Below are 26,706 nucleotides of genomic sequence, written 5' to 3'. Positions count from 1 at the left end.
TAACGGTGCATCACAGGAGGAAGTGACTTTGTCTCGTTTACACGTAATAACGCTGTTGGCCTTGACCAACCTGGCTTACAGCAATCAAATCCTGGCGGAAGATAGCGACCAAACGACCGCTGGGCAAACCGAAACCGCTAACACCGACGATTCGGCTGGCAACGACGGCACGCTGGGCACGATGGTGGTGACCGCTACCCGCTCGGAAATGAGCGCGGCGATGGCGCCGGCCAATGTCAGTGTGATTACTGCCGAAAATACGGAAAACCGCCTGACCCAACGTATTGGTGACGCCTTGAAGGATGTGCCGGGGGTGTATTTACGCGGTAGTGCTTATGGCACCAGTTTCCCGGGCTCCAGTGTTAGCTCGTCTGCATTCCACGGCATCAGTGGTACGAATCGATCTTTATTTTTAGTGGATGGGCTGCCGGTAAACAATGCCAACTCAGGGCTTGTTGATTGGAATATTTTGAATATGGATGACGCTCAGCAAGTGGAATATGTCCCTGGGCCATTTTCAGCGCTATACGGTAGCGGCGCGATGGGCGGCGTACTGAATGTGATCTCCAAAGTACCCACTAAACGCGAAGGGCGCCTGTCATTTGGCGCCGGTGGCGCGGCTGTTGACCAATGGGGCATCAAGGGCCGTTACCGGGATCGTTTTGAAAATGGTTTAGGTATTTCGGTGACGTTTAACCATATGGACAGCGATAACTGGGCGGTTTCCGATTACGTGACAGCCTCTCCGGTAAGCTTTACGCCATCGGCTACCGTGATACCGAATCCGGTAGTCAGAGCGAACACAGCTACTGCGTTAAGAAACGCCTCGACACCTGTATTTGGCGCCATGCCGACCGCAACCACCCAAGGTGGTTCGACTTATATCATAGGTGATAAAGGGGAACGCCCTTGGGAGCAGAACACCGCTTCCTTGCATCTGTATTACGATCTGACTGATCGAACCGAGATTGATGGTGGTATGAGCTGGAGCCGCAGCGAAACCAGCGCAGGCACATTTAATAGTTATTTGACCACTGCCGGAGGCGCGCCAATAGCCATCGCTAACGGAAACCCCACCGTCAATTCAGTCGCCGGCGTGGCCGGCCTGGCGCAAAGCAACAACTTGAATTTGAATGGCCAGCGCCTTTCTGTCTATGAACAGCAGTTCTTGCATTTCCTGCCTTCCGTGGAAGACACGCGGCGCTATTTTGCGCACCTGAAACATGATTTTGGGCATGACGTGAAATTGAATGTCGATTTTCAATATATGGATCACGAGACTTATTCACCCAGCCCAAACAGCGCGGCGTTAGACGATACCTTAAGTGGTGGCAGAGGCCAGTTAACCGTCACGCCTAGCCAACGGATCGACGGTAATGTGGCATTGCGCTTCCCGTTTTTGTGGGATCAACGTAACTTTGTCACCGTCGGTTTTGGCGCAAACCATAACAATTTGGAAGGTCAAAAACGTTTGGCCTTGAGTAATTGGCAAGATTGGTCCTCAGTGACGAATACTGTTTACGATGGCAAGGGCGAGTCGAGTATTTACTCGGCCTTTATTCAGGACGAAATTTGGCTGCGTAAAAATTTGATTGCCCATCTCGGGGTGCGCTATGACGATTGGTCCACATCAGGCTCTATCGTACAAAAGGCCACGGTCACTTCCACAGGCACCACCACTAACCTGACGCAAAGTTACAGCGAACGCTCAGTGTCGCAATTCAATCCCAAGTTCAGTTTGACCTGGTTGCCGGCGGATGGCTACAAGCTGTTTGCTTCAACCGGTTGGGCATTTCGTCCACCCACCAACTCGGATTTGTATTCGACATCACAAACGGCTAGCGGCAGTGTTTTTACCCTGACGCAAGCCGGGCCGAATTTAAAACCGGAAACCATGTATTCATGGGAAGTTGGCGGAGAGGCCACCCCTGTTGAGGGTACAACGATTGCTGCCACCTATTTTCATCACTACATCTCTGATTTGATTTACCGTAAAGATACGACATTGAGCGCAACCAATCGGCTCCAAGAGCGGCAAAATGCGGGTGAAGCTGAGGTTGAAGGCGTGGAGGCCAAACTAAGGCAGAAATTGTATTGGGACTGGCTGCATTTTACGGGAACCTACACCTTAAATGATTCGATAATTACCAAGAATGAGGCGAATCCGCTGTCGATTGGCAAGCAGATGGTGTTGTTACCGGAGACCATGTTCAGTGGCGGCTTGGATGTCAAATATGAGAAATGGAGCGGTGGCATTATTGGGCGCTATGTCAGCCAGCAGTATACGAACGACCAAAATCTGGATCAGGTAACCAACGTTCCCGGCAGTTATGACCCTTATTTTCTGGTCGACACCCGTATCGCCTACCAGGCGACGAAAAATATCGATCTGTCGTTTTCGGTGAATAATCTGTTGGATCGGGAATATTCCTCTTTTTACCAACAAGCCGGCCGAACCGTTTATGGGGAAGTGTCTTACAGCTTCTAATGCGACTGACTGTCGCTGCCGGCGCAATCTACTCCGGATATTCGCAAACCGAGTACCCGGAGTATTGGCTATTGGCAGTTTATAGCGCTCGCTTAGCGTGCACAGTTCACAAAAATTGGCGATGTAAGCGCTGGCTTTGCTGTCTTCATCTGTTCTTAATCTTTTCCTAATCAAGACTTAAACATTGCTCTCTAGAATCAAGTCATAGATCAATTGTTCTCGATAAAGGGGATTTATGTTTAGAGTGGCAAGTGTCGTGGTAATTAGTCTGTTGGTTTCGCCATTAGCCATGGCTGACGGGCATGGACGAGGTCATCACAAACATCACCACCACGACCGATATGTCGAGGTCGAGCGGGCGTATGTTCCGGGTCGGGTTGTGCAATACGTGCCGGCACCGCCGCCCGCACCGCGCTACAACAGTTACGACCAACGATCCACTCAGGGCTTGGTAGGCGGCGCGTTAGGTAGCGCGGCGGGTTACGAGATGAGTAGAGGCGATCCGTTGGGAGCAGGCATCGGTGCCGCCGCAGGTGCCTGGATCGGCAACGGCATGAGCCGTTAATCAGCAGTTACTGCCAATTAATTAACCGGCTTTGAATTTTGGGATGACTCATGCGACAGGAGGACAAAATGAGAATAAAAAATGGTAAAAAATATCAACAAGAGCAATACAGCAGAGTAGAAAAGCTATTGAATGTATTGTTGTTTTTTGTCGTTGTTTATTATAGCTATTATGTGTTGTCTTTCTCCCAAATGGGTGCTTGAGACCACTGACAGCTGCGGTTTATTGTCCGTTTGTGTTCCTGCCATACAGTCCGGATAAGCAAACGCTAGATCGAATCAGAACCCTGCAAGTCCCAAGACTTGCAGGGTTTTTTATTGCCCGTTGTTGAACAATATCGAAGAGACATCTAAAAATCCTAATTCCGGAACAAACTGCCGATTGATCCGTTGTTGACGACACGGGTGTTTCGGAGATTCAATCCCAGCCCTTGAATGTGCTGGCTGCGCTTAGTTTATTGTTAACCTGTTCAAGCCGTTGACAATGCCGGACCCAGCTGATAGCTTTGCTGTCTGGCACTCACTAATATCGAGTGCTAACGGAATTTGGGGGATGACGTGGCTGGCGGACAAGATTTAAACGAAAGATCGCTGTATTTATTAAAAACCTTGGTTGAGCGTTATATCCAGGACGGCCAGCCTGTTGGTTCGCGATTATTATCTAAAGATCCGCAGCTAAAGCTTAGTCCGGCCAGTATCCGCAACGTGATGGCAGATCTGGAAGAGATGGGTTTGATCCATTCCCCGCACACTTCCGCCGGCCGAGTACCGACCGTGAGTGGCTATCGTTTATTTGTTGACAGTTTGTTAACCGTCAAGCCTTTGGCATCCAGCGAATTGGATCAGCTGCAACATGGCCTGAAAGGACAGGCGGATAAGGCTAGCGACGTGTTGAACAAGGCTTCGAAATTACTGTCGGACGTCACGCGGATGGCCGGCGTGGTGACTTTGCCGCGCCGAGAAAGCGTCACATTGCGACACATCGAATTCCTGCCTATGTCCAATACCCGGGTGTTGGTGATTTTCGTCACCGACGACCAGGAAGTGCACAATAAAATTATTCATACCCACAAGCAATTCAGTCCTGCGGAATTACAACAGGCTGCCAACTATTTGAATTCGGTTTATTCCGGCCGCAGCTTGGCGAAAATTCGCGATTTGATCGTGCGAGAGATGGAGCACGATCAGCGGCAGGTCAATCAAGGCATGATGGACGCGGTGAACATGGCGCAACTCACCTTCAGCGAACAACCCAACGACGACTATGTATTGAGCGGAGAAACCAATCTAATGGGTTTTTCCGAGTTGTCGGACATGGAGCGCCTTAAGCAGCTGTTTGAAGCGTTCAGCCAAAAGCGCGGCGTCATTCATTTATTGGATCAGTGTTTACAGGCCGAAGGCGTGCAGATTTTTATCGGTGAAGAATCGGGTTACAGCGCATTCGATCATTGTAGCCTGGTGACGGCACCTTATTCAGTAAATGACGAAGTGGTGGGAGTGTTGGGGGTGATTGGACCAACCCGCATGGCTTACGAAAAAGTGATTCCGTTCGTGGATGTGACGGCAAAATTATTGGGCGCGGCCTTGAATCCCAAATAAATGGCCCTATCGTTAGGCCAACCAAAAAATTTAGAACCATGGAGTAAGTAATGAGTCATCAGCAATCTAGCCACGAACCACAATCGGATAGCGATTTGATCGCCGAAGTTTTGGAACAAACCAAGCCAATCGACGCGGACGAACAGCCAACCGAAGCCTCTGGTGCCGCCGCAGTCACTGTGGAAGCTTTGCAGGAACAATTGGAGCAAGCCCAGCAACAGGCTGCCGCCAATCTGGATAAAGCCATCCGCACCATGGCTGAGATGGAAAATTTAAAAAAACGTGTGCAAAAAGACTTGGACGACGAACGCAAATACGGTCTGGCGAAATTTGCGAAAGAATTGCTGAGTGTTCTGGATAGTTTGGAATTAGGCCTGCAAGCGGCAACCGGCGATAGTCCGGAGATAGTCAAATTGCGCGAAGGCAGCGAATTGACCATCAAACAATTTGAGTCGGTATTTGCCAAGTTTAATATCGAAACCGTCGACCCTATCGGTCAAGCGTTCAATCCGGAATTGCACCAAGCGATGGTCATGCAGCCAAGTGCCACCGCCCAACCCAATACCGTATTAAACGTCTTCCAAAAGGGTTATGTATTGAACGGCCGTTTATTGCGTCCTGCCATGGTAGTGGTGGCGAAAGCCGACGACAAACCGGCCGATAGCGCAAAAATCGATGAGCAGGCTTGAAATTAAGACGATCAACCGCATATCGCTAACAACTTTTTAATTTATTACCAATTCAAGTCTGGAGAATATCAATGGGCAAAATGATCGGCATCGATTTAGGAACCACCAACTCCTGCGTCGCAGTCCTGGAAAATGGCACCGCGCGGGTTATCGAAAACAGCGAAGGCGCGCGCACCACGCCTTCCATCATCGCCTTCACCGGCGACAACGAAGTGTTGGTCGGCCAGTCCGCCAAACGTCAGGCGGTGACCAACCCTGAAAACACTTTGTTCGCGATCAAACGCTTGATCGGCCGCCGCTTTAAAGAAGATGCGGTACAAAAAGACATCAAAATGGTGCCTTACAAAATTATGGAAGCCAACAACGGCGACGCCTGGGTGGAATGCCACGGTAAAAAAATGGCGCCGCCCGAAGTATCGTCACGTGTGTTGATGAAACTGAAAAAAGACGCTGAAGCGTTCCTGGGCGAAGAAGTCACCGAAGCGGTTATCACCGTACCGGCTTACTTCAACGACTCGCAACGTCAAGCCACCAAAGACGCCGGCCGTATCGCCGGTCTGGACGTCAAACGCATCATCAACGAGCCGACTGCGGCGGCGTTGGCGTTCGGTATGGATAAACCGAAAGGTGACACCACCATTGCGGTCTATGACTTGGGCGGCGGTACTTTCGATATTTCCATCATCGAAATCGCCGAAATCGAAGGCGAGCACCAATTCGAAGTATTGGCCACCAACGGCGATACCTTCCTGGGCGGTGAAGATTTCGACTCGCGCATTATCGAATTTTTGGCAGGTGAGTTTAAACGCGACAGCGGCATTGATCTGCACAACGATCCGTTGGCGCTGCAACGTCTGAAAGAAGCCGCTGAGAAAGCTAAAATCGAATTGTCTTCGGCCGAGCAAACCGACATCAATCTGCCGTATATCACCGCCGATGCCTCGGGTCCGAAGCATTTGAACGTCAAACTGACCCGCGCCAAATTGGAGTCGCTGGTTGACGAGCTGATCGAACGGACCAAAGGACCTTGCTTGCAAGCGATTAAAGACGCCGGTATTTCGACATCTAAAATCAACGATGTGATTCTAGTTGGCGGTCAAACCCGCATGCCGAAAGTGCAAGCGTTCGTTAAAGAATTGTTCGGCAAAGAGCCGCGTAAAGACGTTAACCCTGATGAGGCGGTTGCGTTGGGTGCGGCGATTCAAGCCGGTGTATTGGGCGGCGACGTTAAAGATGTGTTGTTGTTGGACGTAACACCTCTATCTTTGGGTATCGAAACCTTGGGTGGGGTGATGACGAAATTGATCGAGAAAAACACCACGATCCCAACCAATGCCTCGCAAACCTTCTCGACTGCGGATGATAACCAAACCGCGGTGACCGTGCATGTATTGCAGGGCGAGCGGGAAGTGGCTGCCGGCAATAAATCGCTGGGTCGTTTTGATTTGCAGGACATTCCACCGGCACCGCGCGGTATTCCGCAAATTGAAGTGTCGTTCGATATTGATGCTAACGGTATCTTGAACGTCTCGGCGAAAGACAAAGCTACCGGTAAAAAGCAATCCATTGTGATTAAAGCCTCCAGCGGTTTGTCGGACGACGAAGTCGAACGCATGATCAAGGACGCCGAAGCACACGCCGACGAAGACCGGAAACTGAAAGAATTGGTTTCGGCCCGTAACTCAGCGGAAGGCATGATCCACGCCACCGAAAAATCGCTGAAAGAATTGGGCGATCAAGTAGCCGGCGACGAAAAATCGGCCATCGAATCGGCGATCAAAGACCTGCAAGCAGTGCTTAAGTCCGACGATAAAGACGCGATTGAAGCAAAAACCCATGCCTTGACCGAGTTGTCCGGTAAATTGGCCGAGCGCGTTTACGCACAGAAAGGTGCGGAAGGTGGTGCCGAGGCTGGACATGCGGCCGGCGCATCTGAAGCGGCTGCGGAGCACGATCACAATGTAGTCGATGCGGAGTTTGAAGAGGTTAAGGACGATAAGAAATAAATAAGTAAGTGGGGCATAGGGCGGGGGCGAGAGCCATCCGCCTTTTTGTCTATCAAGTAGCGGCGTCTCTGGCAGCTATCGTCACATATTTTCTAAAGAGCTGAGTTCATATGGATTTTGATAACCCAGGATTCCGACTACTAAACTTGCTTGAACAAGGTAAAAAAATTCCTGCTAATAAAGTATGTAGGGATGCCTGGTCGGAGTTATTAGATGCGCCAGTAGCAAGTCCTCAATTACTGGGTAGACTGGGAAAGGTTATGGAACTAGTCGCAATTGTAGAAACCGAAATTCGAGAAGCGTATCCAGATGAAGCCAGTACCTGTGAGCATTGGACATCTCAAGTAAAGGCTGCATTTATGAATCAGCACTTGCAAGGAGAGTGGGATACTTTTATTGCTCACATTGATGGTCATTCGCTTAATTATTTACGGATGCAGGCTAGGATGTTACAAATGCTTTCAAATGCGAAATCCGTGGAATATGAAGTGTTAGAGCAATCAAGGAATGATCTGAATGATATTTTAAATGAGTTGTTGGCTTCAGAAATTGATTTTGAAGTTAAAAAATATTTATCAAGAAATCTTAGAGGTTTGATCGCTGCTATAGACGAATATAAGCTAACTGGAACCACGGGGTTATTTGACTCCATAGAGATATTGGTAGGGCACTCTTTTTTTGATTCAAAATATAAGAAATCAATTAAGGAGACGAAAATTGGGCAGAAAATTATAGATACAATAGGTTTGCTAGCTGATGCCATGACAATAGCAACGGGGCTGCCTCAGATCGGTGGAGCAATTTCTAATCTCATTGCATTGAGTCAGAAATAATTTTGTAGCCATGTAGGGTACGCACCGCGTACCTTTTTGTTTTTCCGAGGTAGATATGCAAACTGCTGTTAGGGAAGTCAAAGAATTACTTAATAGATTGCCCGAAGAAAGCGGCTATGAAGATATTCAATATCATCTTTATGTCATGGCTAAAATTCGGCAAGGAATCACTAGGGCAGAAATCGAAGGGATTGTTCCGCACGAGGAAGTCGAAAAACAATTTGATTGCGTGTTTGTTTGAATACAACCTTCCAAGGTATTTTTTGAGGTAAGAATTATGGATAGCACAGTAATCGAACGCGAAGCCCTTCATCTTCCAGCGGCGGAACGCGCTAAACTTGCTCATAATTTACTGTTAAGCTTAGAAAACCTCTCCGATGCTGAATTGCATGAAGCTTGGCTAGACGAAGCTCAACGACGTGCCGATGAAATAGATCAAGGTTTGGTCGAATTAATTTCAGCGGAGGAAGTCAGCGCTAAAGCGCGGTTATTGTTGAAATGAACTATCGATTTCACCCTGGCGCTCAGCATGAACATTTAGAAATTATCGGATTTTACGAATCAAGGCAGCCAGGTTTAGGTGTTGCCTATTTGGCGGAGTTTGAGAGTTTTATGATTAGCGTCGCCAATATGCCCGGACGTTATCGAGTTGAGCGAAAACCTAATATCCGAGTGGTTTCCCTACTTAAATTTCCTTATAAAATTATCTTTAGGGACACTCATGCAGGTGTACAAGTTTTGGCGGTTTCGCATAAGAAAAGAAGGCCCGATTATTGGTTGGGTCGGTTATAACTGAATATATCAACACTGAATAATAATACCGAAGACATTTAAATGGCCGCAAAAGAAGACTTTTACAAACTGCTGGAACTGGATCGCAACGCGAGCGAAGCCGAGATCAAGAAGAGCTATCGCAAGATGGCGATGAAATTTCATCCCGACAGAAATAACGATAATCCGGAAGAAGCGGAGAAGAAATTCAAACTGGTCAAGGAAGCTTACGAGGTGCTGTCCGACCCCAAAAAGCGTGCCGCTTACGATCAATTCGGCCATGCCGGCGTCGATTCGTCGATGGGCGGCGGTCGCGGTGGGTTTAGCGGCGCAGAGAATTTTAGCGATATTTTCGGCGATGTATTCGGCGATATTTTCGGTGGCGGTCGGCAGCAGCGCAGCAGCGTGCAACGCGGTGCCGATTTGCGCTACAACCTTGAACTGACCCTGGAAGAAGCGGTGGGCGGTACTGAAGCGACCGTCAAAGTGCCGGTATTGGTGGCTTGCGTTGAGTGTAACGGCAGCGGCGCTAAAAAAGGCAGCAGCCCGGTCACCTGTAATACCTGTCATGGTCACGGCCAAGTCAGGATGCAACAAGGTTTTTTTTCGGTACAACAAACCTGTCCGACTTGTCGGGGTACCGGCAAACAAATCAAGGATCCTTGCCCGAAATGTTACGGTCAAGGCCGCGTACAGGAAACCAAAACCCTCAACGTCAAAGTGCCGGCCGGTGTGGATACCGGTGACCGGATTCGTTTGGCCGGTGAAGGCGAAGCCGGTGCGAACGGCGGACCAGCCGGGGATTTATACGTACAAGTGCAGGTCAAGGATCATCCGATCTTCACCCGCGATGGTGCGAATCTTTACTGCGAAGTGCCAATCAGTTTCCCGATGGCTTGTTTGGGTGGTGAGCTGGAAGTACCTACGCTGGACGGCAAGGTGATGTTGAAAATTCCACCGGAAACTCAAACCGGACGCATGTTCCGTTTGCGCGGCAAAGGTGTGAAACCGGTTAGGGGCGGCGCGGTCGGTGATCTGTTGTGCAAGGTGCAACTGGAAACCCCGGTACATCTGACCAAAGATCAAAAAGCCATGATTGAGAAGTTGGGCGAATCCTTATCCGGCGGCGGCAAACACCACAGTCCGCAAGAGCATGGCTGGATGGATGGCGTTAAAAACTTCTTCGACAAGTTGACGGGATAAACCATGGTGCGGATTGCGGTAGTGGGCGCTTCCGGGCGCATGGGTTTGTGTTTGTTGAAAGCTGTGCTGGCGGCCGAAAACGCCGAGTTGACGGTAGCGGTATCCCGTCCGGATAGTTTGGCAATTGGCAAGGATGCCGGTGAACTGGCCGGTGTGTCGGCGGCTGGCATTAAGGTCAGCGCTGATCTGGCAGCACTGGCGGACCAGTTTGACGTATTGATCGACTTCACCCGGCCCGATGCGTCAATGGATTACATCGAAATCTGCCGCCAAGCAGGGAAACAGGTGGTGATCGGCACCACCGGTTACAGCGAGGCGCAAAAAGCCGCGATTGCCGAAGCTGCCCAGGATGTGGCAATAGTCATCGCACCCAATTTCAGCGTCGGCGTCAACCTATCCTTAAAGCTGCTGGAAATGACCGCCAAGGTGATGGGCGATTACACCGACATCGAAGTGATTGAGGCACATCACCGACACAAAGTCGATGCGCCATCCGGTACCGCGTTGCGGATGGGTGAAGTGGTTGCTGCTGCGTTGGGGCGCGATCTGAAAGACTGCGCCATCTATGGCCGCGAAGGCGATACCGGCGCCCGCGACCGTAAAACCATCGGCTTTTCCACGATTCGGGCCGGCGATATAGTCGGCGAGCATACCGTGATGTTTGCCGACGAAGGCGAACGCGTGGAAATCACCCATAAAGCCACCAGCCGTATGACCTTCGCCAATGGCGCGGTAAGAGCGGCAGCTTGGTTGGCGGACAAACCGAAGGGGTTGTTCGATATGCAGGATGTGTTGGGTCTGAAAGGCTGATCAGGCCTTAAATCTTGTCTGCACGCCGCTGAATCAGCTAAGGCTTATATTCTTAGCGGCGTTACCTCGCCAGTCAGTTTATAATGCCGGTAATCCGCGATAACCTGAGCGTGATCGAACGCCAACAGGCTGGGCAGATTGTCGAAGTTGAATAAACCAAAGTTTTTAGCATCGTCGGCCGCCATCGGGGTGCCATGCGCTTGCGCCAGGTAGACGGCGGTGACTGTGTGGTTGCGTGGGTCGCGTTGCGGATTGGAGTAAAGGCCCAGCAGTACGGTTAGTTCCACATCCAGACAGGTTTCTTCCTTGGCTTCGCGGATGGCCGCGTGCTCAAGCGTTTCGCCGACATCGACAAACCCGCCGGGCACAGCCCAGCCATAGGGTGGATATTTTCGCTCTATCAACACGAAGGGGCGCTGTGGATGGTCGATCAATTCGATCAAAATATCGGCGGCTAACAAGGGGGTGACGGGCTTTGCCATGGCATTCCTGAAAATGATGAGTTTTAGCGCATTGAAAATATGAGCGTTCTGCTAAATTTAACCATGTTTTCAAGCGTTTCTGAAATTCTCGATGCTTTTTCCGCGACCAATTAATCATGAATTAATCTGCTTTGCATATCATCCCGGCCGCTTTACACGGCGCTTTTAAAGTCGAATCAAATTTCCAAGAATCAAAACATGAATGAGTTTATTCCCGGCCAACGCTGGATTAGTAATACCGAATCGGAACTCGGTTTGGGTATGGTCATAGACGCCGAATTTAACCGCGTCACCGTGCTATTTTTAGCGACCGGCGACCGGCGGGTGTACGCCAGAGATAACGCGCCGTTGACCCGGGTGCAGTTCAACGAAGGCGATGTGATCGAATCGGCGGATTACGCGAAAATTAGCGTGCAGCAGGTGCAGCAACACAATGGTTTATTGACCTACATTGGAGTCGATGAAGACGGCCAGCTGCAACAAATTGATGAGATGGAGCTTAACCATCATATTCAATTTAACAAGCCGCAAGACCGCTTGTTTACCGGGCAATTCGATCCGACGGCCTGGTTTTTATTGCGCTACGAAACCTGGCGGCGCCAGCAACAGCACCAACAAGCCGCGACCAAAGGTTTGCAGGGTGCACGGGCTTCGCTGATTCCGCATCAGCTGTATATCGCCCATCAAGCCGCCAGCCGCGCCTTGCCGCGCATTATGCTGGCCGACGAAGTGGGTTTGGGTAAAACCATCGAAGCCGGTTTAATCATCCAACATCGCTTGATTAACGGCTTAAGTAAACGTGTGTTGATTTTGGTACCGGAAAGTCTGTTGCATCAATGGTTGGTGGAGATGCTGCGCCGCTTCAATCTGCGCTTCAGCATTTTCGACGAAAGCCGCTGCTTTGCCAGTCCCGACGAGAACCCGTTTCTCAGCGAGCAATTAGTGCTGTGTAGCCAGCGCTTCTTTGCCGATTCTCCGCATCGCCAGCAACAAGCCTTGGATGCCGGTTGGGATCTGGTGGTGGTCGATGAGGCGCATCATCTGGAATGGAGCGAAGACGCGCCTAGCGCCGACTATTTATTTGTCGAGCAATTGGCCTTGGCGTCCCCCGGTCTGATTCTGTTGACCGCTACCCCTGAGCAGTTGGGTAAGGAAAGCCATTTTGCGCGCTTGCGCTTACTCGACCCGGATCGTTTTTATAGTTTTGAACAGTTTTTAATTGAAGAAAGCCAGTTTGAGCCGGTGGCTCGACTGGCTAATTTGCTGATTTCCGGCGAAGCGTTGGATGCCGGACAGCAGGAGCAATTGAAAGTTTTATTAAAACAGGACAATGTCGACAAACTGCTGCAACAGGTTAACGACAGCCAAGCCAATGCTCGGGAAGAGTTGATCAAATTGTTGCTCGATCATCATGGCACCGGCCGGATTTTATTTAGAAACTCTCGGCAAACCGTGCAGGGCTTTCCGGATCGGCAACGCCATGCTTATCCGCTGCAAGGTGAAGACACGGCGGACTTAGCCAACAGCCCTTATCTGCATTGGCTGGTTGCGCAGTTGAAAGCCTTGGGCGATGAAAAGTCCTTATTAATCTGCAAACGTGCGGAAACTGCGATCCAACTGGAGCAATTGTTACGGCAGCACGTTGGGCATACCGCCGCGGTGTTTCATGAAGGCATGAGTATCGTCGAGCGGGATAGGGCGGCGGCATTTTTTGCCGACGAAGAGAGCCGGGCGCAAGTGTTGATTTGCTCCGAGATTGGCAGTGAAGGGCGCAATTTTCAATTCGTGCGCCATCTGTTTTTGTTCGATCTGCCGGAAAATCCCGATTTGTTGCAGCAGCGTATCGGTCGTCTGGATCGTATCGGCCAAAAGCATGTGATTCAAATTCATATCCCTTATCTGCTCGATAGTGCTCAGCACGTATTATTCCGCTGGTACGACGAGGGCTTGGACGCATTCCGGCATAATTGTTCGGGGGCCGCACAAGTCTTGAAGTTGCTCGGCGATGCTCGTGACAGAGCGTTGCTCAGCCGCGATGCGGCGGCAGTAGAAGCCTTGATCGCCAACACCAAGGCCCTGAACAGCCAGGTTGAAGAGGAATTGCATAAAGGCCGCGATTTGCTGCTGGAACTGAATTCTTGTCGGCCGCAAGAAGCCGCGCGCCTGGTGGAAGAGATCAGTGCCGGCGAACGCGACGGTAGTTTGTGGCCGTTTATGGAAGCGATGTTCGATTGTTATGGCGTCGATGTCGAAGATCATTCGCGCGATTGCCATATCCTCTGGCCTAGCGAAAATCTGCGCATCGCCCATTTTCCGATGCTGCAAGACGACGGCTTGACGGTAACCATCAACCGAGACATCGCGCTGGCCAGGGAAGACATGCAATTTCTGTCCGCCGAACATCCTATGGTGTTGTCGGCGATGGATTTGGTGTTATCCAGCGAGACCGGCAATGCCGCGGTCAGCGTGGTTAAACATCCACAACTGAAAGCTGGTCAATTCCTGCTGGAGTTGTTGTTTGTTGCGGAATGCAGCGCGCCCGCCGAATTACAAATTGGCCGGTTTTTACCGCACACGCCGCTGCGAGTTTTGGTCGATCAAAATAAAAAGGATCTAACGGCTGTTATTAGCCACGACAGCTTGGTCGAGACTGGCGATAGCTTCGATAAGGCGCAAATCAGCCAGTTTTTGAACAGTCAACGCCAGCATATTCAGGATATGATCAAAGTCGCGGAGCAGTTGGCGGGCGCGCAAATGCAGAAGTTGATAGCGGAAAGCAGTAATCTGATGATTGCCACGCTAACCAGTGAAATCAAACGTCTGGTGCGGCTGAAAAAGATCAATCCCGGCATCAAGGAGCAGGAAATAGAGCAACTCAAGGAAATGACCATGCTCTCGCACGAAAGCATACAGGAAACTCAGTTGCGGCTGGATGCGGTGCGGTTTGTGATTACCAGCTAACTTGCCGACAGCGATTTACGGCGAGCAGGTGCCGTTTTGTGCCGGGATGACGATTAAGCGGTTTTGATCAGCACGGTGGTGTCGTCCAGTTCCACGCATTCAAACATCAGATCGTCGATAGAACCTTCGACGTGGTCGACATAGTGCAGACCGCACTCGGAGTCGACATGTTGATGTTTCAGAATGCCGTGTACACTGAACGGCGTTCCCGATTCAGGCAATACCATGGTGATTTTAACTTTGCCGGCAACATCGGGACTGATGGGGTCTTGAAGTTTAACCCTGATGCCGCTATAGCTGATGTCCAGAATTTCCGCATTCAGCGAAATTTCCCGGGGTGTTCTGCTATTGAAAATAATGCCGGCCTGCAGGCCTCTAGGTTTTACTCTACGGTGAATTCGTTTTTCGAAACTCATGTGTTGTGGCCTCTGCTGAAGAATCGCGGTAACGCTATTGAGGATTTAGTGTAGGTGCAAAGTCAGTTTTTGCTACTGTGGCGTGCCCATCATGCCATATCTTTTCTATTCATACACCCGTTAATTACGGGTATAAAATAAGGTTTTTGCATGTTATTTTCAGAATTGGGTTTGTCCGAGCAACTACTTAAGGCGGTTGCTGAACAAGGTTATGAAACCCCGACGCCGATTCAGGCGCAGGCCATTCCGGTCATTTTGCAAGGCCGCGATGTGCTGGCGGGTGCGCAAACCGGTACCGGCAAAACCGCCGGATTTACCTTGCCTCTGCTGCAGCTATTACAAGAACAACCGGTTCCACAAAAGCCGCGGCCGGTTCGAGTGTTGATTTTAACGCCTACCCGCGAATTAGCGATGCAGGTCTATGAAAGCGTCAGAACCTATGGCAAGCATTTACCTTTTTTTGCCGAGGCGATTTTTGGCGGCGTCAGTATTAATCCGCAGATTCAGAAGATCCAGCGCGGCACCGATATTGTCGTTGCTACGCCCGGCCGTTTGCTGGATTTGATTCAGCAACAGCATCTGGATTTGTCGAAGGTCGAGCATTTCGTACTCGATGAAGCCGACCGAATGTTGGATATGGGTTTTATTCGCGATATTCGTCGAATCATCGCTTTGCTGCCCAATAAACGCCAGAACCTGCTGTTTTCGGCGACCTATGCCCCGGAAATTAGCGCGCTAGCGGAACAAATCCTCAATGACCCTGTAGAAATCTCGGTCGCGAAGCGCAATGCTGCCGCCGATACCGTTTCGCAGCTGGTGTATGGCATTAACCGCGAATACAAGCGCGAATTACTGTCCTACCTGATCGGCAATGGCCATTGGCAGCAGGTGTTGGTGTTCGTCCGCACCAAGCATGGCGCGGATCGTTTGGCCAAGCAATTGATCAAGGACGGCATTCGTTGCGCGGCTTTGCACGGCGACAAGAGTCAGGGCGCTCGTGTCCGGGCCTTGGAGGAATTTAAAAACGGCTCGATTACCGCACTAATTGCCACCGACATCGCCGCGCGCGGCTTGGACATCGATCAATTGCCACATGTGGTGAATTTCGATTTGCCGCAAGTAGCGGAAGATTATGTGCACCGTATCGGCCGTACCGGTCGCGCCGGCGCTGAAGGGCAGGCAATTTCGCTAGTTGATCCGGAAGAGGCGTACTTGTTGGCTGCCATCGAAAAGCTGTTGAAAAGGCAGATTCCGCGAGTCGACGATACTGGCTATCCAAACGTGTCATTGGCAGTGACCAATAGCAAGCCGCAACCAAAACCGGCTCAGCCGAACAAGCCGGCGGCCAGACGGCCGCAAAATGGCCGGGCAGGGGAGTCGGCTAAACGAGCGCCGAATTCGCGCAAACCGCGTGCGCAAACTGCCAAGCCCCGCTAATCCGTTTGACGTGTCGTGCCCGGTCATGGGCACGGCCGTGGTCTCTCGCCGAATGCTCGTTTATTCAGCAACCGGCTCCGCGAAAATATGGATTGCCAGCCATATGGATTCAAGGTCCGGATGGGTCCAATCCACCCTATGCCGGCAATGCGCCGGAATCAGCAGATAGTCGCCGGGCTTTAGATCGACTGGTGCGGATTGGGCAAATGCCAGCCGCGCTTCGCCTTGTAACAACATCACCCACTCGTCCTGATTTTGATCGTACCAGTCGTTTTCGGCGCTGCAATGGCCCTTGGAAACGATGCGTTCAATGCGAATATTAGGCTTGCTAAGCAAGGTTTGGCATAATTCTATTGGCAACTGAGCTGGAATGTCTGTAAAAATGCACGAACTGCTGATGTTCATAAAAGCGGGTACATAATAAAAAATTGGGGGAGGGGAATGAAAATGAATAATACGTCTTTTACTGCGTTAATGGCGGTGGTTATCGATAAACTACCGGGGATTATGCAACTGTCGCAACGCAGTTGCGATTCTGCTAAATGCGTGGATTTTTTGGCGCCGCTGTTGCTGCGGCTATATTTGGCGCCGGTATTTTGGATGGCAGGTACCAAAAAATTCGCCAATTTCTCTGACACGGCCGAATGGTTCGGTAATGCTGAATGGGGCTTGGGTTTGCCGGCGCCGTATGTGTTGGTATTTATGGTGGCGCTATTTGAAATCGTCGGCGCCTTGTTTTTGCTGTTAGGTTTTGCCACGCGGCCTATCACCTTGCCACTAATGATCATCATGGTGGTCGCAGCGGTCAGTGCGCATCTCCAAAACGGTTGGTTGGCCATTGCCTCCGGTAGCGGCATTTTTGCCAGCGAACGCACGATAGGTGCGATTGAGCGACTGGAGCGTGCCAAGGAAATTTTACAGGTGCAGGGCGACTATCAATGGCTGACCGAGAACGGCGCCTTGGTGATACTGAATAACGGGATAGAGTTTGCCGCCACCTATTTCGTCATGTTGCTGGCTTTGTTTTTCCTGGGCGGCGGCCGGTTTGTCAGTGTGGATTATTGGTTGGCCCGCAAGTATTTGCCTGAACTAGCACCCAGGGCCTGACTACGACAGCCCAAACCGAGCTGTTGGCGCTGATCCATTCGTCGGCCTGTCGATCCGAAACATGACCGATTAGGCCGGCATCCAGCCATTGCTCAACTTGCGCCTTGTTGTCGCGCGAGACCTGATACGCCACTTCCACCAGATCCAGTTCCTTGGCGACCGAGATCGCCAGTCCTGCCGCGAAAAATCGTTGCAACTCGGCCCAGGGAATGGACGAGGTTTCCAAATTCACCTTGGCTTTTTCCAGATCGGGGAGTGAGTCGTTCATTAACATTTTCCGGTTGGGATGTTGTAGTATGCCCAGCTATTTTATCGTAACCCGGTTTATAAAACAGAAGTGAGGATTCATCGATGTCGCTATTGAGTTCATTTAAAAAGCGTTCCACCCTGGACGCGGCTATCAAGCAAGTTGCCCAGGCCCGTAAAAGCGAAGGCAGCAAAGCCGAGCAACTATACAAGGGTGCGTACCAAGGCTTTGCAAATGTCATTGCCGACCATTTGATCGTATCCGAAGCACTGTATCACTGGGGGTTTGGGCTATTACACGAAGCCCGGACGCAAGAGCCCAAATTGGCTATTGAAATTTACGAAGACGCCATTTCCAAGTTTTCTTTTTGTTTGCTGATTTCGCCTAACTATTTAGGGGCGGCGATAGACGGTGGCGTAGCATTTATGGAATTGGCTCGCATCAGTGCCGAGGCGGCGAAGCCCGACCTTTACGATTTGGCGGAAGATTTTTTCGAAAAGGCCTGTGGTATTCAAAAAGGCAGCGCGGCTTACAATCTGGCCTGTGTTTATGCGTTACGCGGCGATAACGATGCCTGTTTGGCCGCGTTGCAAACTGCCAGGGAGTTTGGCAGTTTGCCCGACGAACAAAATATATTGCAAGACGAAGACATGGCAAGTGTGATCAACGCCCAATGGTTCAAGGAGTTTATGGAGGAGGTTCGCGTCACGCCCGCACCGGAAAAAACCAAACTCAAGGATATTGAAATTAATGTCGAGCCGGGCTTCAAGATAGAGAAAAAAGAGGACTTTGATTACTACTCATAAATTAATAGGCCATTCAAACTTGAATACCCTGCGGGCACCAAGGCTTGGCGGGGTTTTAGGTCTGAATGAGTCAGCCTGTCCATCTGCGCGGTTTTCCATATAGGCAAGCCGTTTTTGTCCGCGGACGAGGGATGAAAAGCAATCTAATGGCATAAAAAGTTAAAGGCGTCCTCGGCGCAGATGCCGTCCGATTGCAATCGATACATAAAACAAGCGACCGATCTCGGTTTCCACCGGCAATTTAAACCAGCCGGCGCGTCTTAGTCAAAACCCCAACCGACCACGGCGCGTACTTTGGTCGTCATCCTGGCGCCGATTATCCCGCCTTAAAACCATTCTCAAAACTTGACCGCCGGCATTAATCCGGTCTGTCCATCCAGGTCGTGCGTGGTGCCGGCAAGATGAACTCTTTACTATGTCTTTCAGGATTTAGCTGATAGTGAATGCGCTTTGGTTTCGATGGCAGGCTTGGCGTCGCCGGCATCCTTGTAACGTTGAGCTGTTTCATCGAATGCTTCGGCGATAGCCAAAAAGGCATCGGTGATATCCGGATCAAAGTGAGTTCCCCGGCCTTTAGCGATCAGCCGCACAGCTTCTTCGTGGGGATACGCTTCTTTATAAACGCGTTTGCTGATAAGAGCGTCGTAAACGTCGGCGACTGCCATCAAACGGGCGCTAAGCGGGATTTGCTCTCCCGAAAGCCCTTGCGGATAACCGGCGCCATCCCATCTTTCATGGTGGCAATAAGCAATCTCCACCGCGTAATTTAAAAATGACCAGTCGCTGTCGCCAAAATCCCGTGCCGCCGACAAGATGGCAGACCTGCCCTCCTCGCAGTGCGTTTTCATAATCTTCCATTCATCCGGCGATAGTTTTCCCGGCTTAAGCAGTATCGCATCGGGAATGGCAACCTTGCCGATGTCGTGCAGAGGCGCGGATTTAAACAACAGTTCGATGGCGCCATCGGAGAGACTATAGCGAGCATTGGTGCGCAACCGTTCGGCCAACAGTTTTACGTATCGTTGGGTACGGCGTATATGGTTGCCGGTCTCGTTGTCCCTGACCTCCGCCAACGCACAAAAAGCCGCGATGATGGAGCTTTGCGCGGCGATCAGCTGCCTATCTTTGCGGAACAACTCTTCCGTGCGCTCGGCCACTAATTGCTCAAGATTTTCGTTATGCTGTTTCAGCTCGCGCCTGGTGGTGGCCAGGGCCAGATGATTACGGACCCGGGCCAACACCACCGGTGCGGATGCCGGTTTGTGAATAAAATCCTCGGCGCCTAGCGAGAGGCCACACTCTTCGTCTACAGCGCTATCCAAGCTGGTCAGAAAAATCACCGGAATATCGCGAGTCGCGAGGTTGGCTTTAAGTTGCTTACAAACCTCGAAGCCGTCGATGCCCGGCATGACGACATCCAGCAATATCAGGTCCGGCGCGTCCCGGCTAATCAGCGCCAAAGCCTCGGAGCCATCGCTGGCAAAGCTGGTGCTGTATCCCTTGCCCAAGATGTTGCTCAACACCTCGATATTATTTAAGGAGTCGTCTACGATCAGGATTTTTGGTCGTTTATCTTGGCTATTCATGGTCTGTCCAGCTATTGCGTTCTAAGAGTTTCTCTAATGCAATCAATGCTGCATCGTAGCGCAATTCGTGTGTCGCTTGCGCAATTTCCGCAAATTCCAAGGCTAGTTCTTGATCGCCTATCTTGCGGACGAGATCGGTGACCGAATATCGGGCATCCAGGTTCTTAGCTTTCAACTGGCGAAGTAATTTTTTTAGGTCGGGCAGCAGGTTGGCATTTTTAAACAGTTCTTCTGAATTGACCGATAAGGCAAGCAGTTCATCGTCAGCATTTGCTTCAGACTGACTCAATAAAAGGTGTGCTGCCTCGCATTCCTGTGCAAGTATTTCCGTTTGCGCCGTCAAATTCCTCTCTTCTGCGCTTTTGAGCATCCGGCACAGTCGGTCGGCCGAAGCTTGAAGCGCGCCGAAACCTAAATTGCCGGCCTCGCCTTTCAGGCTGTGAGCGACGAAAAACAGTTGCTCTGTATCGCCGTCGACAAGCTTTTGGCGCAATAGCGTTGCAGCGTTCCGATGCTGTTCGGCAAATGCGAGCAACAGGCGCCGGTAAAGATAAATGTTGCCTCCCAGCCGAGCCAAAGCCGCTTGCACCGCCACGCCTGGCAGATTGCTCTCAAGTTTGGCAATGGCTTTGGTATCCGGGCGAATGTCGGCAGCTTTTTCCTGTTGCGCTGCAGCGGGTTTGGGTTTGATCCACTTCGCCAGGGCATTGGCAAGTTCTTCCGGTTCGACAGGCTTGGCGATGTGGTCATTCATGCCGGCCGCTACGCAGGCCTCTTTATCCTGATTCATCGCCGCCGCGGTCATTGCGATGATGGGCAATTCCTTTAACGCCGCCGATTGGCGAATCCTACGGGTGGCCTCCAGGCCGTCCAGCACCGGCATATGCAGGTCCATCAACACCGCATCGAAACTGGATTTCTCCAGCCATGCCAAGGCCTCCAGGCCATTGTTGGCAGTCGTGACCTCCAGACCGCCTTTGATGAGAAATTCCTGTGCTACCTGTTGATTGAGTGGATTATCCTCGACCAGCAAGATCCGAGCGCCGCGGATGGCTGCCAGCGTGGTTCGGGTGGCGTTGAATACTTCGGCAACGGGAACAGGCTGGCTGGTTTCGTTTCGTTGCAGTTGGATCAGGGTGTTGAGCAGGCTGGAGGGTGTGACCGGCTTGGCGATGATCGCATCCACTCGAATGTTGCCGGCCGACTTGGCCAGCACCTCGCGCTCATAAGCCGTGATCATGATGGATATTGGCGGCCGGCTGTTATGCTCGCTATGAGCTATGAGCTATGAGCTATGAGCTATGAGCTATGAGCTATGAGCTATGAGCTATGAGCTATGAGCTATGGCCTCGGCCAGCTCCAGACCGTTCATGCCGGGCATTTTCCAATCCAATAACAACAACTCGAAGGGTTTGCCGCATCGCGCTGCTTCGGCGAACAAGCGCAAACCTGTTTCGCCCGAACCGGCTGTCACCACCTCGAATTGCCAACTTTCCAGAATCGAGCGCAGTATCGTCAGCGAGGTTTCCTGATCGTCGACCACCAGGGTGCGCATGGGGTGCAAACCCTGCAAACGCCGGCCTTGTGTCTGCTCGCTGGATGAAACGCCGGCCGGTAGGCCTAGTCGAACCGTAAAGGTAAAGGTACTGCCGGATCCGGGTTCGCTCTCCAGGGTGATTTCTCCCTCCATCAATTCCACCAGACGTTTCGAGATTGTCAGCCCCAAGCCGGTGCCGCCGAATTTGCGGGTGATACTGGCGTCGGCCTGTGCGAAAGGCTGGAACAGTTGGCCGGCTTGTTCAGCCGTGATGCCGATGCCGGTATCTCTCACCGCAAAACGCAGGCGTATGGCATCGTCCGTTCTTTCCAGAGTCTCGACGCGAAGGTGGACTTCACCCTGTTGGGTAAATTTAATGGCGTTGCCGACCAGGTTGTTAATGACCTGGCTGAGGCGGAGCGGGTCGCCCTGCAACTGATTGGGCACATCCAGCGCCATATCGATGAACAGCTCGAGGCCTTTTTCATCGGCACGTATGGAGAACAAGTCTGCTGTCGCCCGCAGTATTTCTTCCAAGCTGAATTCGATGGCCTCGATGTCTATGCGCCCGGCTTCGATTTTCGAGTAATCGAGAATGTCATTGAGAATACCCAGCAAGGCTCGCGACGAATTCAATACCTTGCTGAGGTAATCGTGTTGCTTCCGGTTCAGTTCGGTATCCAGTGCCAGTTGCGTCAGGCCGATGATGGCGTTCATCGGTGTGCGTATTTCGTGGCTCATGTTCGCCAAGAAATCGGATTTGGCCAGGTTGGCATTGTCGGCTTGTTTCCTGGCGTCCAACAACTCCGTCGTGCGCTCGTTTACCAGGTGTTCGAGATGACTTTTGTAGTGCTCCAATTCGACTTCGTAGCGTTTACGGTCGGTAATGTCCATGCGTATGCCCAGGATGCGGGTGACCATGTCGTCTTCGCCGCGCTGCACGCAGAACGCTTTAACACTTATCCAGCGATAGCTGCCGTTGGCATGGCGCATCCGGGCTTCGTAACTGTAGGCATTGGCCTGCTTTGATAATACGGCAGCAATTTTTTCGGCGATGCCGGCCCTGTCGTCCGGATGGAGACGCTCCAGCCATTCGTTACGATCACCCGGACCGGGTTTTGCTTGATAGCCCAGCATCGTGAAATAAATCGGTGACATCTCGAAACTGTCCTTTTTGACATCCCAATCGAAAACGCCGATTTGTGCCACATCCATCGTCAAACGCAGACGCTCTTCCGATGTTTTGAGCTGCTCTTCGACTTGCTTACGTTCGGTAATGTCGAGCGTAAAACCGTTGATTTGTCCACTTTCTTCATCCAGATAAGCAGACATCGAGAACCATTTGGTTTGCCCGGTTACGAGCACCGCTTGCGCTTCAAAGTCGCGTACTTCTTTATTTGTCTGCAGCAACTGATAAAACAACTTCAATTGATTGAGATCGGCCCATAGCTTATCGGCCGGAACATAACGTTGCAGAAAGGTATCGACGGAGTCGCAATCCAATTGGCGTGCCAAAGTGAGATTCAGAAAGCTAAACTGACCTGCAAAATTTCTCTGAAAAATGCCGACCGGAGCATTCTCGATAATGTAGCGGTAATTTCTTTCGTCGTTCTGCCATTTTAAACGGCTGTGCCGCGCAACCAAGGCTAACACTAACGAAGCGATCAAGATGACGAGTCCGGCCGTGCCGTACCAAACTAAATGTTTTCGCCACTCGGCTAGATAATCCTGTTCGGCGATGGCAGCCAGCACGTACAAAGGATAATCGCCGACCCGCCGAAAACTGTAGAGGCGTTTGACGCCATCGGCCGGGCCGGGCTGTAGATAGGAGCCGTGGGTCATACCCTGGGCGATGTATTGGTGCAGGGGGTGGTTAGGCATGGTTTTGCCTAGATTGGCTTCCAGATGCGGATGGCGAGCCCAAAGCCTCATTTGTTCGTCGCGGAGTAAAACCGCGCCGTGCTCGCCTAGGTTCAGCGTCGCGTAAAAACTTTCGAACGAACTCAATTGCACGATGACGTTAATGTATCCGGCAAAGCCGCCGTCGGGAAAATCGATACGCCGGGTCAGGGAGATATGCCAGATGCCCAAGGTACGGGATATTTCCGGCGGGGAAATGTGTAAGCCAAGCTGGCGATGATTCCTGTGAATTTGAAAGCTTTCTTTGTCGGCGACATTGATGGCTGGCTGGGCGTCGATGGAACTGTAGATACAATCGCCGTTGGCATTGAATATCTGGATTCCGCCGATCTCGATCACCGCCGCTTGCTGAATATCGTTAGCCTTTTCCTTCAGCAAGGCTTGCATAGCATGGTTTTCAACAGCGTTATCGAACTGGCTGCTGCGCATGTCGTCGGGTCGAATATGCCCCTGAAGATCTTTCAGAATCAGATCGATTTTTTGTATTGTGGCCAGCGCATGCCCCTCCAGAACCAGAGCGATATTTGCCGTTTCGATACGCGCGTGTTCTATGTGTTTATCGCGCTCTTGCTGCAGGCTCAAGGCCATCAGCGCCGCAAATCCCAAGATACCGACCAAGCCCGCGGCGATTGCCAACCCAAATGCCGATATTCTTGGAAAACGTTGTTTCACGTGCCACTCCCGGCTATAAATTATCACCTAAATTGGGCAATTGCTAAAAAGCCAAGGATTCAAAGTGAGCCGCTGAGATGGCCGCGCATAAACTGGCGCGAGGCGAATTCCATAGTGAACGGCTTATACAATCCCACCGAATCAACAATTCGACAGGCTTATTTTGCGCCGCGGCCTTGCTATCAGAACTTGGCTAATCTTGAAACGAGAAAACCGAACGCATCCGGCAAATATTTCCGCTACTGTTGGTAGCAGGCATTTACAATCGCCCGCAATTTTTCCAGGCCCAATTCGCGGGTAAGCGCTATATTGCGGTCGGGAATGCCCTCCGGGTCGGGATGGCTGGCGACGGCTTTTTCGATGCTGTCTTCGCGAATCAGATGCAGCATGGGGTAGGGGGAACGGTTGGTGTAATTGCTGGGGTCGTTTGTCGGCGTTTGTGCAAAGCAATAGTCTGGGTGAAAACTGGCCAATTGGTAGATGCCTTCGTAGCCTTGATCGATCAGCAATTGCTCGGCGATAGCCAGCAAATCTAGGAAATCTTCGAAGTCGGCAAACCCCTCATTAAATATCAGCAAGGTGGTTTCGGTATCGGGCTCGGAATCAAGATGCGCGCACTCGGCAATGACCGCTTCCAGGCTATCCTCAATGCTGTTGCTCGACACGACCTGATAGCGAATACTGCCTTTTTCCTGCTCGCGCCGGGCAAACGGGCAGATATTGTATTCAATAACAAAAGTTTTTAGCCAAGCCTGCGTAGCGGCGATAATTTGTTGGTTAGTCATGGTGATCGAAAAAAAATGAAGAAAAGCACTAAACACTGTCTTTGGCTGTTGGCGTTATTGCCGGCTTTAGTAAACGCCGAAGTCTATCAATGGACCGATTCGCAAGGTCGCCGCCATTATGCCGATCATGGCAATGAAAACGCCAAAGTCTTAAGCATCGATCCTGGCGTCGCCTCCTATCGGGTAGAAAAGGTGTTCGATGGCGATACTATCTTATTAAGCGACGGCCAGAAAGTCCGTTTTTTAGGGATCAATACCCCGGAGGTTGCCGGCCGTAACAAGTCAGCAGAGGCCGGTGGCGAGCAGGCCAAGGCCTGGTTGAAGCAAAAGTTGGAGCATCAGAAGGTATTCCTGCAAGGCGATGTGGAAAAACAGGACAAATATCAGCGTACTTTGGCCTACGTGTTTACCGAAGACAAGGAGCATATCAATCTGGAACTGGTAAAACGCGGATTAGCCACGGTGAATATTTTTCCGCCGAACTTCAAATATCTCGATAGCTTGCTGTCGGCTCAGCGCAGTGCCGAGCAAGCCAAATTAGGGATTTGGGGTGACCAGGCCTATGCGCCGCTGGCTGCGGAACTGCTCGATGAGGGCAATTACCAGGGCTGGAAGCGCTTAACCGGACGCATTCGCGCGGTCAAAAGGACGGCTAAACACAGCTACTTGCAATTCTCCGATGCGGTATCCATCAGTGTCGAGCCAATATCGGCCGGCTTGTTTCCGCCGCTGGAAACCTATGTGGGTAAGGATGTGGAAGTGAGGGGGTGGGTGAGGCGCTCGAAACAACGTTTTGCCGTGCAGGTGCGGCATCCGGCGGACATCGTGTTGCGTTGATGCTGGCGCCGGGCCGCTTACTCTTCTTCGGCGAATAAAGCCTGGATCATTTGCTTTTCCTCGTCGTCGAGGATGTGCTCTGCGGAAAACCAGCGAGTGCGTTGAAACGGGATTTCCCGCTCCGCGTCGCGCAGTCCCGCTCGACGATCAATCTCGCGGCGCTCGGCCCGCCGCCGATCCAAAACCCGCCGATCTTGTTTTGGCCACAGCACATATTGTTGCTGAACGAAAGCGATCCACTCTGCGGAATTGAAGGCGAACGGATTAGTCCGGCGTTCTTGCTGACGGCGCGCCCCTCGGCGGCGTGCCGAATCATCGCTAGTCATCATAGTGGCTACCACTGACCTATGCCGCCGCATACACGCATGCTGTAGAGGACAACCGGCGAATTGATGTAAAAAACATACTTCCTAAATAACATTCGACCAAAATAATAAGCTTCTCAAGAAAATCTGAGTATCTAGGTAGGGATTTTAAATGTACCCGCCCAAATGCTCAATCAAACTTAGTTCTCGGATGTCATTTTACGGGACAAAGTTCCCGGTAAGCGCGGCAGTTGATCAGTCAGCACCAGCAATTTGGGTGGCGATCTAAAAATCCGGTTGCTATTGAACTGCGGTTGTTAGTTTTGAAATGAGCTGTTGGTCGGACGACAGGCCGCTTATGCTTGCAAAACGGCTTTTGACAGCGCTGATGGCAGCCCGGGAGACATTCTTGGCTATGCCTTATTCCGCCGAACAAGGCAGGCCTGCAAGCGCTTTTTATTGTTTTGGCGGCTATGGCGCTATGCGCCATTCGCATCTGGAGAGCTCTGGGAACAATGTATTGATTAATAGCCGCGAATCGACCAAGCCTTTTTTCATCAGCGCAATCAATGTTTTATTAGTGGATCCAACCGGTACGACAGCCCATTCCTTAGGGCATTTATTCAGCAGATTTTTTTGAGCAGT

27 protein-coding genes are annotated in these 26,706 nt (G+C 51.3%); 18 read left to right on the top strand and 9 right to left on the bottom strand.

Going from position 1 to position 26,706, the window contains the following annotated elements; translation table 11 throughout:
* Positions 1–28: 28 nt before the first annotated feature.
* From EBB_RS25175 to dapB, 12 genes are all read left to right on the top strand, one after another.
* A complete protein-coding gene (locus EBB_RS25175; RefSeq protein ID WP_192396366.1) occupies positions 29–2,488 on the top strand; it encodes a TonB-dependent receptor in 2,460 nt (819 codons plus the stop codon).
* A 235-nt stretch (positions 2,489–2,723) separates the two neighbouring features.
* On the top strand, positions 2,724–3,053 hold the full coding sequence (locus EBB_RS25170; protein WP_192396365.1) for a hypothetical protein: 330 nt from the start codon (positions 2,724–2,726) through the stop codon (positions 3,051–3,053).
* A gap of 68 nt (positions 3,054–3,121) precedes the next feature.
* A complete protein-coding gene (locus EBB_RS26580) occupies positions 3,122–3,256 on the top strand; it encodes a hypothetical protein (protein WP_020485237.1) in 135 nt (44 codons plus the stop codon).
* A gap of 354 nt (positions 3,257–3,610) precedes the next feature.
* Positions 3,611–4,651: a heat-inducible transcriptional repressor HrcA gene (gene hrcA / locus EBB_RS25165; RefSeq protein ID WP_192396364.1), complete on the top strand. Its 1,041-nt coding sequence runs from the start codon at positions 3,611–3,613 to the stop codon at positions 4,649–4,651.
* A 50-nt stretch (positions 4,652–4,701) separates the two neighbouring features.
* Positions 4,702–5,340, top strand: a complete 639-nt coding sequence (gene grpE / locus EBB_RS25160) for a nucleotide exchange factor GrpE (protein WP_192396363.1) — start codon at positions 4,702–4,704, stop codon at positions 5,338–5,340.
* Positions 5,341–5,411: 71 nt separating this feature from the next.
* Positions 5,412–7,346 carry a molecular chaperone DnaK gene (gene dnaK, locus EBB_RS25155; RefSeq protein WP_192396362.1) on the top strand — a complete coding sequence of 645 codons (1,935 nt, stop codon included), beginning with the start codon at positions 5,412–5,414 and terminating at the stop codon, positions 7,344–7,346.
* A 110-nt stretch (positions 7,347–7,456) separates the two neighbouring features.
* Positions 7,457–8,179 (top strand): hypothetical protein, encoded by a 723-nt coding sequence (locus tag EBB_RS25150; protein WP_192396361.1) that lies wholly within the window; start codon positions 7,457–7,459, stop codon positions 8,177–8,179.
* A 55-nt stretch (positions 8,180–8,234) separates the two neighbouring features.
* Entirely contained in the window at positions 8,235–8,420 is a 186-nt protein-coding gene (locus tag EBB_RS25145; protein ID WP_192396360.1) for a hypothetical protein, read from the top strand.
* 36 nt (positions 8,421–8,456) lie between these two features.
* Positions 8,457–8,681 carry an addiction module protein gene (locus EBB_RS25140; RefSeq protein WP_033155575.1) on the top strand — a complete coding sequence of 75 codons (225 nt, stop codon included), beginning with the start codon at positions 8,457–8,459 and terminating at the stop codon, positions 8,679–8,681.
* A complete protein-coding gene (locus EBB_RS25135) occupies positions 8,678–8,971 on the top strand; it encodes a type II toxin-antitoxin system RelE/ParE family toxin (RefSeq protein WP_192396359.1) in 294 nt (97 codons plus the stop codon). The genes EBB_RS25140 and EBB_RS25135 overlap by 4 nt, the downstream gene beginning before the upstream one ends.
* A 42-nt stretch (positions 8,972–9,013) precedes the next feature.
* Positions 9,014–10,153 (top strand): molecular chaperone DnaJ, encoded by a 1,140-nt coding sequence (gene dnaJ, locus EBB_RS25130; protein WP_192396358.1) that lies wholly within the window; start codon positions 9,014–9,016, stop codon positions 10,151–10,153.
* Between the two features lie 3 nt (positions 10,154–10,156).
* Complete coding sequence (dapB, locus tag EBB_RS25125) at positions 10,157–10,963, top strand: 4-hydroxy-tetrahydrodipicolinate reductase (protein ID WP_192396357.1); 807 nt, start codon at positions 10,157–10,159, stop codon at positions 10,961–10,963.
* Positions 10,964–11,007: 44 nt separating this feature from the next.
* On the opposite strand, the gene EBB_RS25120 is transcribed toward dapB, so the two are convergent.
* Positions 11,008–11,445, bottom strand: coding sequence for an NUDIX domain-containing protein (locus EBB_RS25120; RefSeq protein WP_192396356.1), 438 nt, complete (start codon positions 11,443–11,445; stop codon positions 11,008–11,010).
* 198 nt (positions 11,446–11,643) lie between these two features.
* On the opposite strand from EBB_RS25120, the gene rapA reads away from it, so the two are divergent.
* Positions 11,644–14,406, top strand: coding sequence for an RNA polymerase-associated protein RapA (rapA, locus tag EBB_RS25115; protein WP_192396355.1), 2,763 nt, complete (start codon positions 11,644–11,646; stop codon positions 14,404–14,406).
* Positions 14,407–14,459: 53 nt separating this feature from the next.
* Here the strand turns inward: rapA and EBB_RS25110 are convergent, their stop codons facing one another.
* Entirely contained in the window at positions 14,460–14,822 is a 363-nt protein-coding gene (locus EBB_RS25110; protein ID WP_033155569.1) for a PilZ domain-containing protein, read from the bottom strand.
* Positions 14,823–14,972: 150 nt separating this feature from the next.
* Here EBB_RS25110 and EBB_RS25105 point away from each other — a divergent pair, with 150 nt between their 5' ends.
* On the top strand, positions 14,973–16,259 hold the full coding sequence (locus EBB_RS25105; RefSeq protein ID WP_192396354.1) for a DEAD/DEAH box helicase: 1,287 nt from the start codon (positions 14,973–14,975) through the stop codon (positions 16,257–16,259).
* A gap of 60 nt (positions 16,260–16,319) precedes the next feature.
* Here EBB_RS25105 and EBB_RS25100 read toward each other — a convergent pair whose 3' ends face one another.
* Positions 16,320–16,664 carry a cupin domain-containing protein gene (locus tag EBB_RS25100; protein ID WP_192396353.1) on the bottom strand — a complete coding sequence of 115 codons (345 nt, stop codon included), beginning with the start codon at positions 16,662–16,664 and terminating at the stop codon, positions 16,320–16,322.
* 42 nt (positions 16,665–16,706) lie between these two features.
* On the opposite strand from EBB_RS25100, the gene EBB_RS25095 reads away from it, so the two are divergent.
* Positions 16,707–17,366, top strand: a complete 660-nt coding sequence (locus tag EBB_RS25095; protein WP_225587755.1) for an HvfX family Cu-binding RiPP maturation protein — start codon at positions 16,707–16,709, stop codon at positions 17,364–17,366.
* On the opposite strand, the gene EBB_RS25090 is transcribed toward EBB_RS25095, so the two are convergent.
* Positions 17,308–17,634 carry a DUF2288 domain-containing protein gene (locus EBB_RS25090; RefSeq protein ID WP_192396352.1) on the bottom strand — a complete coding sequence of 109 codons (327 nt, stop codon included), beginning with the start codon at positions 17,632–17,634 and terminating at the stop codon, positions 17,308–17,310. The two genes, EBB_RS25095 and EBB_RS25090, sit on opposite strands and share 59 nt — an antisense overlap.
* Positions 17,635–17,717: 83 nt before the next feature.
* On the opposite strand from EBB_RS25090, the gene EBB_RS25085 reads away from it, so the two are divergent.
* Positions 17,718–18,419, top strand: a complete 702-nt coding sequence (locus EBB_RS25085; RefSeq protein WP_192396351.1) for a TPR end-of-group domain-containing protein — start codon at positions 17,718–17,720, stop codon at positions 18,417–18,419.
* Between the two features lie 422 nt (positions 18,420–18,841).
* Here the strand turns inward: EBB_RS25085 and EBB_RS25080 are convergent, their stop codons facing one another.
* The 4 genes from EBB_RS25080 to EBB_RS25065 form a co-directional block, all read right to left on the bottom strand.
* Positions 18,842–20,005 carry a response regulator gene (locus EBB_RS25080; RefSeq protein WP_192396350.1) on the bottom strand — a complete coding sequence of 388 codons (1,164 nt, stop codon included), beginning with the start codon at positions 20,003–20,005 and terminating at the stop codon, positions 18,842–18,844.
* Entirely contained in the window at positions 19,998–21,245 is a 1,248-nt protein-coding gene (locus EBB_RS25075) for a response regulator (protein WP_192396349.1), read from the bottom strand. The genes EBB_RS25080 and EBB_RS25075 overlap by 8 nt, the downstream gene beginning before the upstream one ends.
* A gap of 87 nt (positions 21,246–21,332) precedes the next feature.
* Positions 21,333–24,134: an ATP-binding protein gene (locus EBB_RS26815; protein WP_192396348.1), complete on the bottom strand. Its 2,802-nt coding sequence runs from the start codon at positions 24,132–24,134 to the stop codon at positions 21,333–21,335.
* Positions 24,135–24,373: 239 nt separating this feature from the next.
* A complete protein-coding gene (locus EBB_RS25065; protein WP_192396347.1) occupies positions 24,374–24,919 on the bottom strand; it encodes a DUF1415 domain-containing protein in 546 nt (181 codons plus the stop codon).
* Between the two features lie 15 nt (positions 24,920–24,934).
* On the opposite strand from EBB_RS25065, the gene EBB_RS25060 reads away from it, so the two are divergent.
* On the top strand, positions 24,935–25,756 hold the full coding sequence (locus EBB_RS25060) for a thermonuclease family protein (protein ID WP_192396346.1): 822 nt from the start codon (positions 24,935–24,937) through the stop codon (positions 25,754–25,756).
* Between the two features lie 17 nt (positions 25,757–25,773).
* On the opposite strand, the gene EBB_RS25055 is transcribed toward EBB_RS25060, so the two are convergent.
* A complete protein-coding gene (locus EBB_RS25055) occupies positions 25,774–26,085 on the bottom strand; it encodes a hypothetical protein (RefSeq protein ID WP_051669669.1) in 312 nt (103 codons plus the stop codon).
* A gap of 334 nt (positions 26,086–26,419) precedes the next feature.
* On the opposite strand from EBB_RS25055, the gene EBB_RS25050 reads away from it, so the two are divergent.
* Positions 26,420–26,701, top strand: a complete 282-nt coding sequence (locus EBB_RS25050; protein ID WP_192396345.1) for a hypothetical protein — start codon at positions 26,420–26,422, stop codon at positions 26,699–26,701.
* The last annotated feature ends 5 nt before the right edge of the window (positions 26,702–26,706 follow it).

The sequence above is a fragment of the Methylomonas fluvii genome (assembly GCF_014850975.1).
Classification (GTDB): Bacteria; Pseudomonadota; Gammaproteobacteria; order Methylococcales; family Methylomonadaceae; genus Methylomonas; species Methylomonas fluvii.
Note: the sequence above shows the minus strand (reverse complement) of the source record. Positions and strands in the feature narration are given on the sequence as shown.

Bases quoted from the DNA above. Each gene is read 5' to 3' on its own strand.
- dapB (WP_192396357.1), top strand. From the start codon at position 10,157: ATGGTGCGGATTGCGGTAGTGGGCGCTTCCGGGCGCATGGGTTTGTGT.
- EBB_RS25065 (WP_192396347.1), bottom strand. From the start codon at position 24,919: ATGACTAACCAACAAATTATCGCCGCTACGCAGGCTTGGCTAAAAACT.
- EBB_RS25085 (WP_192396351.1), top strand. From the start codon at position 17,718: ATGTCGCTATTGAGTTCATTTAAAAAGCGTTCCACCCTGGACGCGGCT.
- EBB_RS25095 (WP_225587755.1), top strand. From the start codon at position 16,707: ATGAATAATACGTCTTTTACTGCGTTAATGGCGGTGGTTATCGATAAA.
- dnaK (WP_192396362.1), top strand. From the start codon at position 5,412: ATGGGCAAAATGATCGGCATCGATTTAGGAACCACCAACTCCTGCGTC.
- EBB_RS25120 (WP_192396356.1), bottom strand. From the start codon at position 11,445: ATGGCAAAGCCCGTCACCCCCTTGTTAGCCGCCGATATTTTGATCGAA.
- EBB_RS25150 (WP_192396361.1), top strand. From the start codon at position 7,457: ATGGATTTTGATAACCCAGGATTCCGACTACTAAACTTGCTTGAACAA.
- EBB_RS25100 (WP_192396353.1), bottom strand. From the start codon at position 16,664: ATGAACATCAGCAGTTCGTGCATTTTTACAGACATTCCAGCTCAGTTG.
- EBB_RS25105 (WP_192396354.1), top strand. From the start codon at position 14,973: ATGTTATTTTCAGAATTGGGTTTGTCCGAGCAACTACTTAAGGCGGTT.
- EBB_RS25050 (WP_192396345.1), top strand. From the start codon at position 26,420: ATGCTTGCAAAACGGCTTTTGACAGCGCTGATGGCAGCCCGGGAGACA.
- rapA (WP_192396355.1), top strand. From the start codon at position 11,644: ATGAATGAGTTTATTCCCGGCCAACGCTGGATTAGTAATACCGAATCG.
- EBB_RS25135 (WP_192396359.1), top strand. From the start codon at position 8,678: ATGAACTATCGATTTCACCCTGGCGCTCAGCATGAACATTTAGAAATT.
- EBB_RS25170 (WP_192396365.1), top strand. From the start codon at position 2,724: ATGTTTAGAGTGGCAAGTGTCGTGGTAATTAGTCTGTTGGTTTCGCCA.
- EBB_RS25055 (WP_051669669.1), bottom strand. From the start codon at position 26,085: ATGATGACTAGCGATGATTCGGCACGCCGCCGAGGGGCGCGCCGTCAG.
- EBB_RS25145 (WP_192396360.1), top strand. From the start codon at position 8,235: ATGCAAACTGCTGTTAGGGAAGTCAAAGAATTACTTAATAGATTGCCC.
- EBB_RS25075 (WP_192396349.1), bottom strand. From the start codon at position 21,245: ATGATCACGGCTTATGAGCGCGAGGTGCTGGCCAAGTCGGCCGGCAAC.
- grpE (WP_192396363.1), top strand. From the start codon at position 4,702: ATGAGTCATCAGCAATCTAGCCACGAACCACAATCGGATAGCGATTTG.
- EBB_RS25080 (WP_192396350.1), bottom strand. From the start codon at position 20,005: ATGAATAGCCAAGATAAACGACCAAAAATCCTGATCGTAGACGACTCC.
- EBB_RS25110 (WP_033155569.1), bottom strand. From the start codon at position 14,822: ATGAGTTTCGAAAAACGAATTCACCGTAGAGTAAAACCTAGAGGCCTG.
- dnaJ (WP_192396358.1), top strand. From the start codon at position 9,014: ATGGCCGCAAAAGAAGACTTTTACAAACTGCTGGAACTGGATCGCAAC.
- EBB_RS25090 (WP_192396352.1), bottom strand. From the start codon at position 17,634: ATGAACGACTCACTCCCCGATCTGGAAAAAGCCAAGGTGAATTTGGAA.
- EBB_RS25140 (WP_033155575.1), top strand. From the start codon at position 8,457: ATGGATAGCACAGTAATCGAACGCGAAGCCCTTCATCTTCCAGCGGCG.
- EBB_RS26580 (WP_020485237.1), top strand. From the start codon at position 3,122: ATGAGAATAAAAAATGGTAAAAAATATCAACAAGAGCAATACAGCAGA.
- EBB_RS25060 (WP_192396346.1), top strand. From the start codon at position 24,935: ATGAAGAAAAGCACTAAACACTGTCTTTGGCTGTTGGCGTTATTGCCG.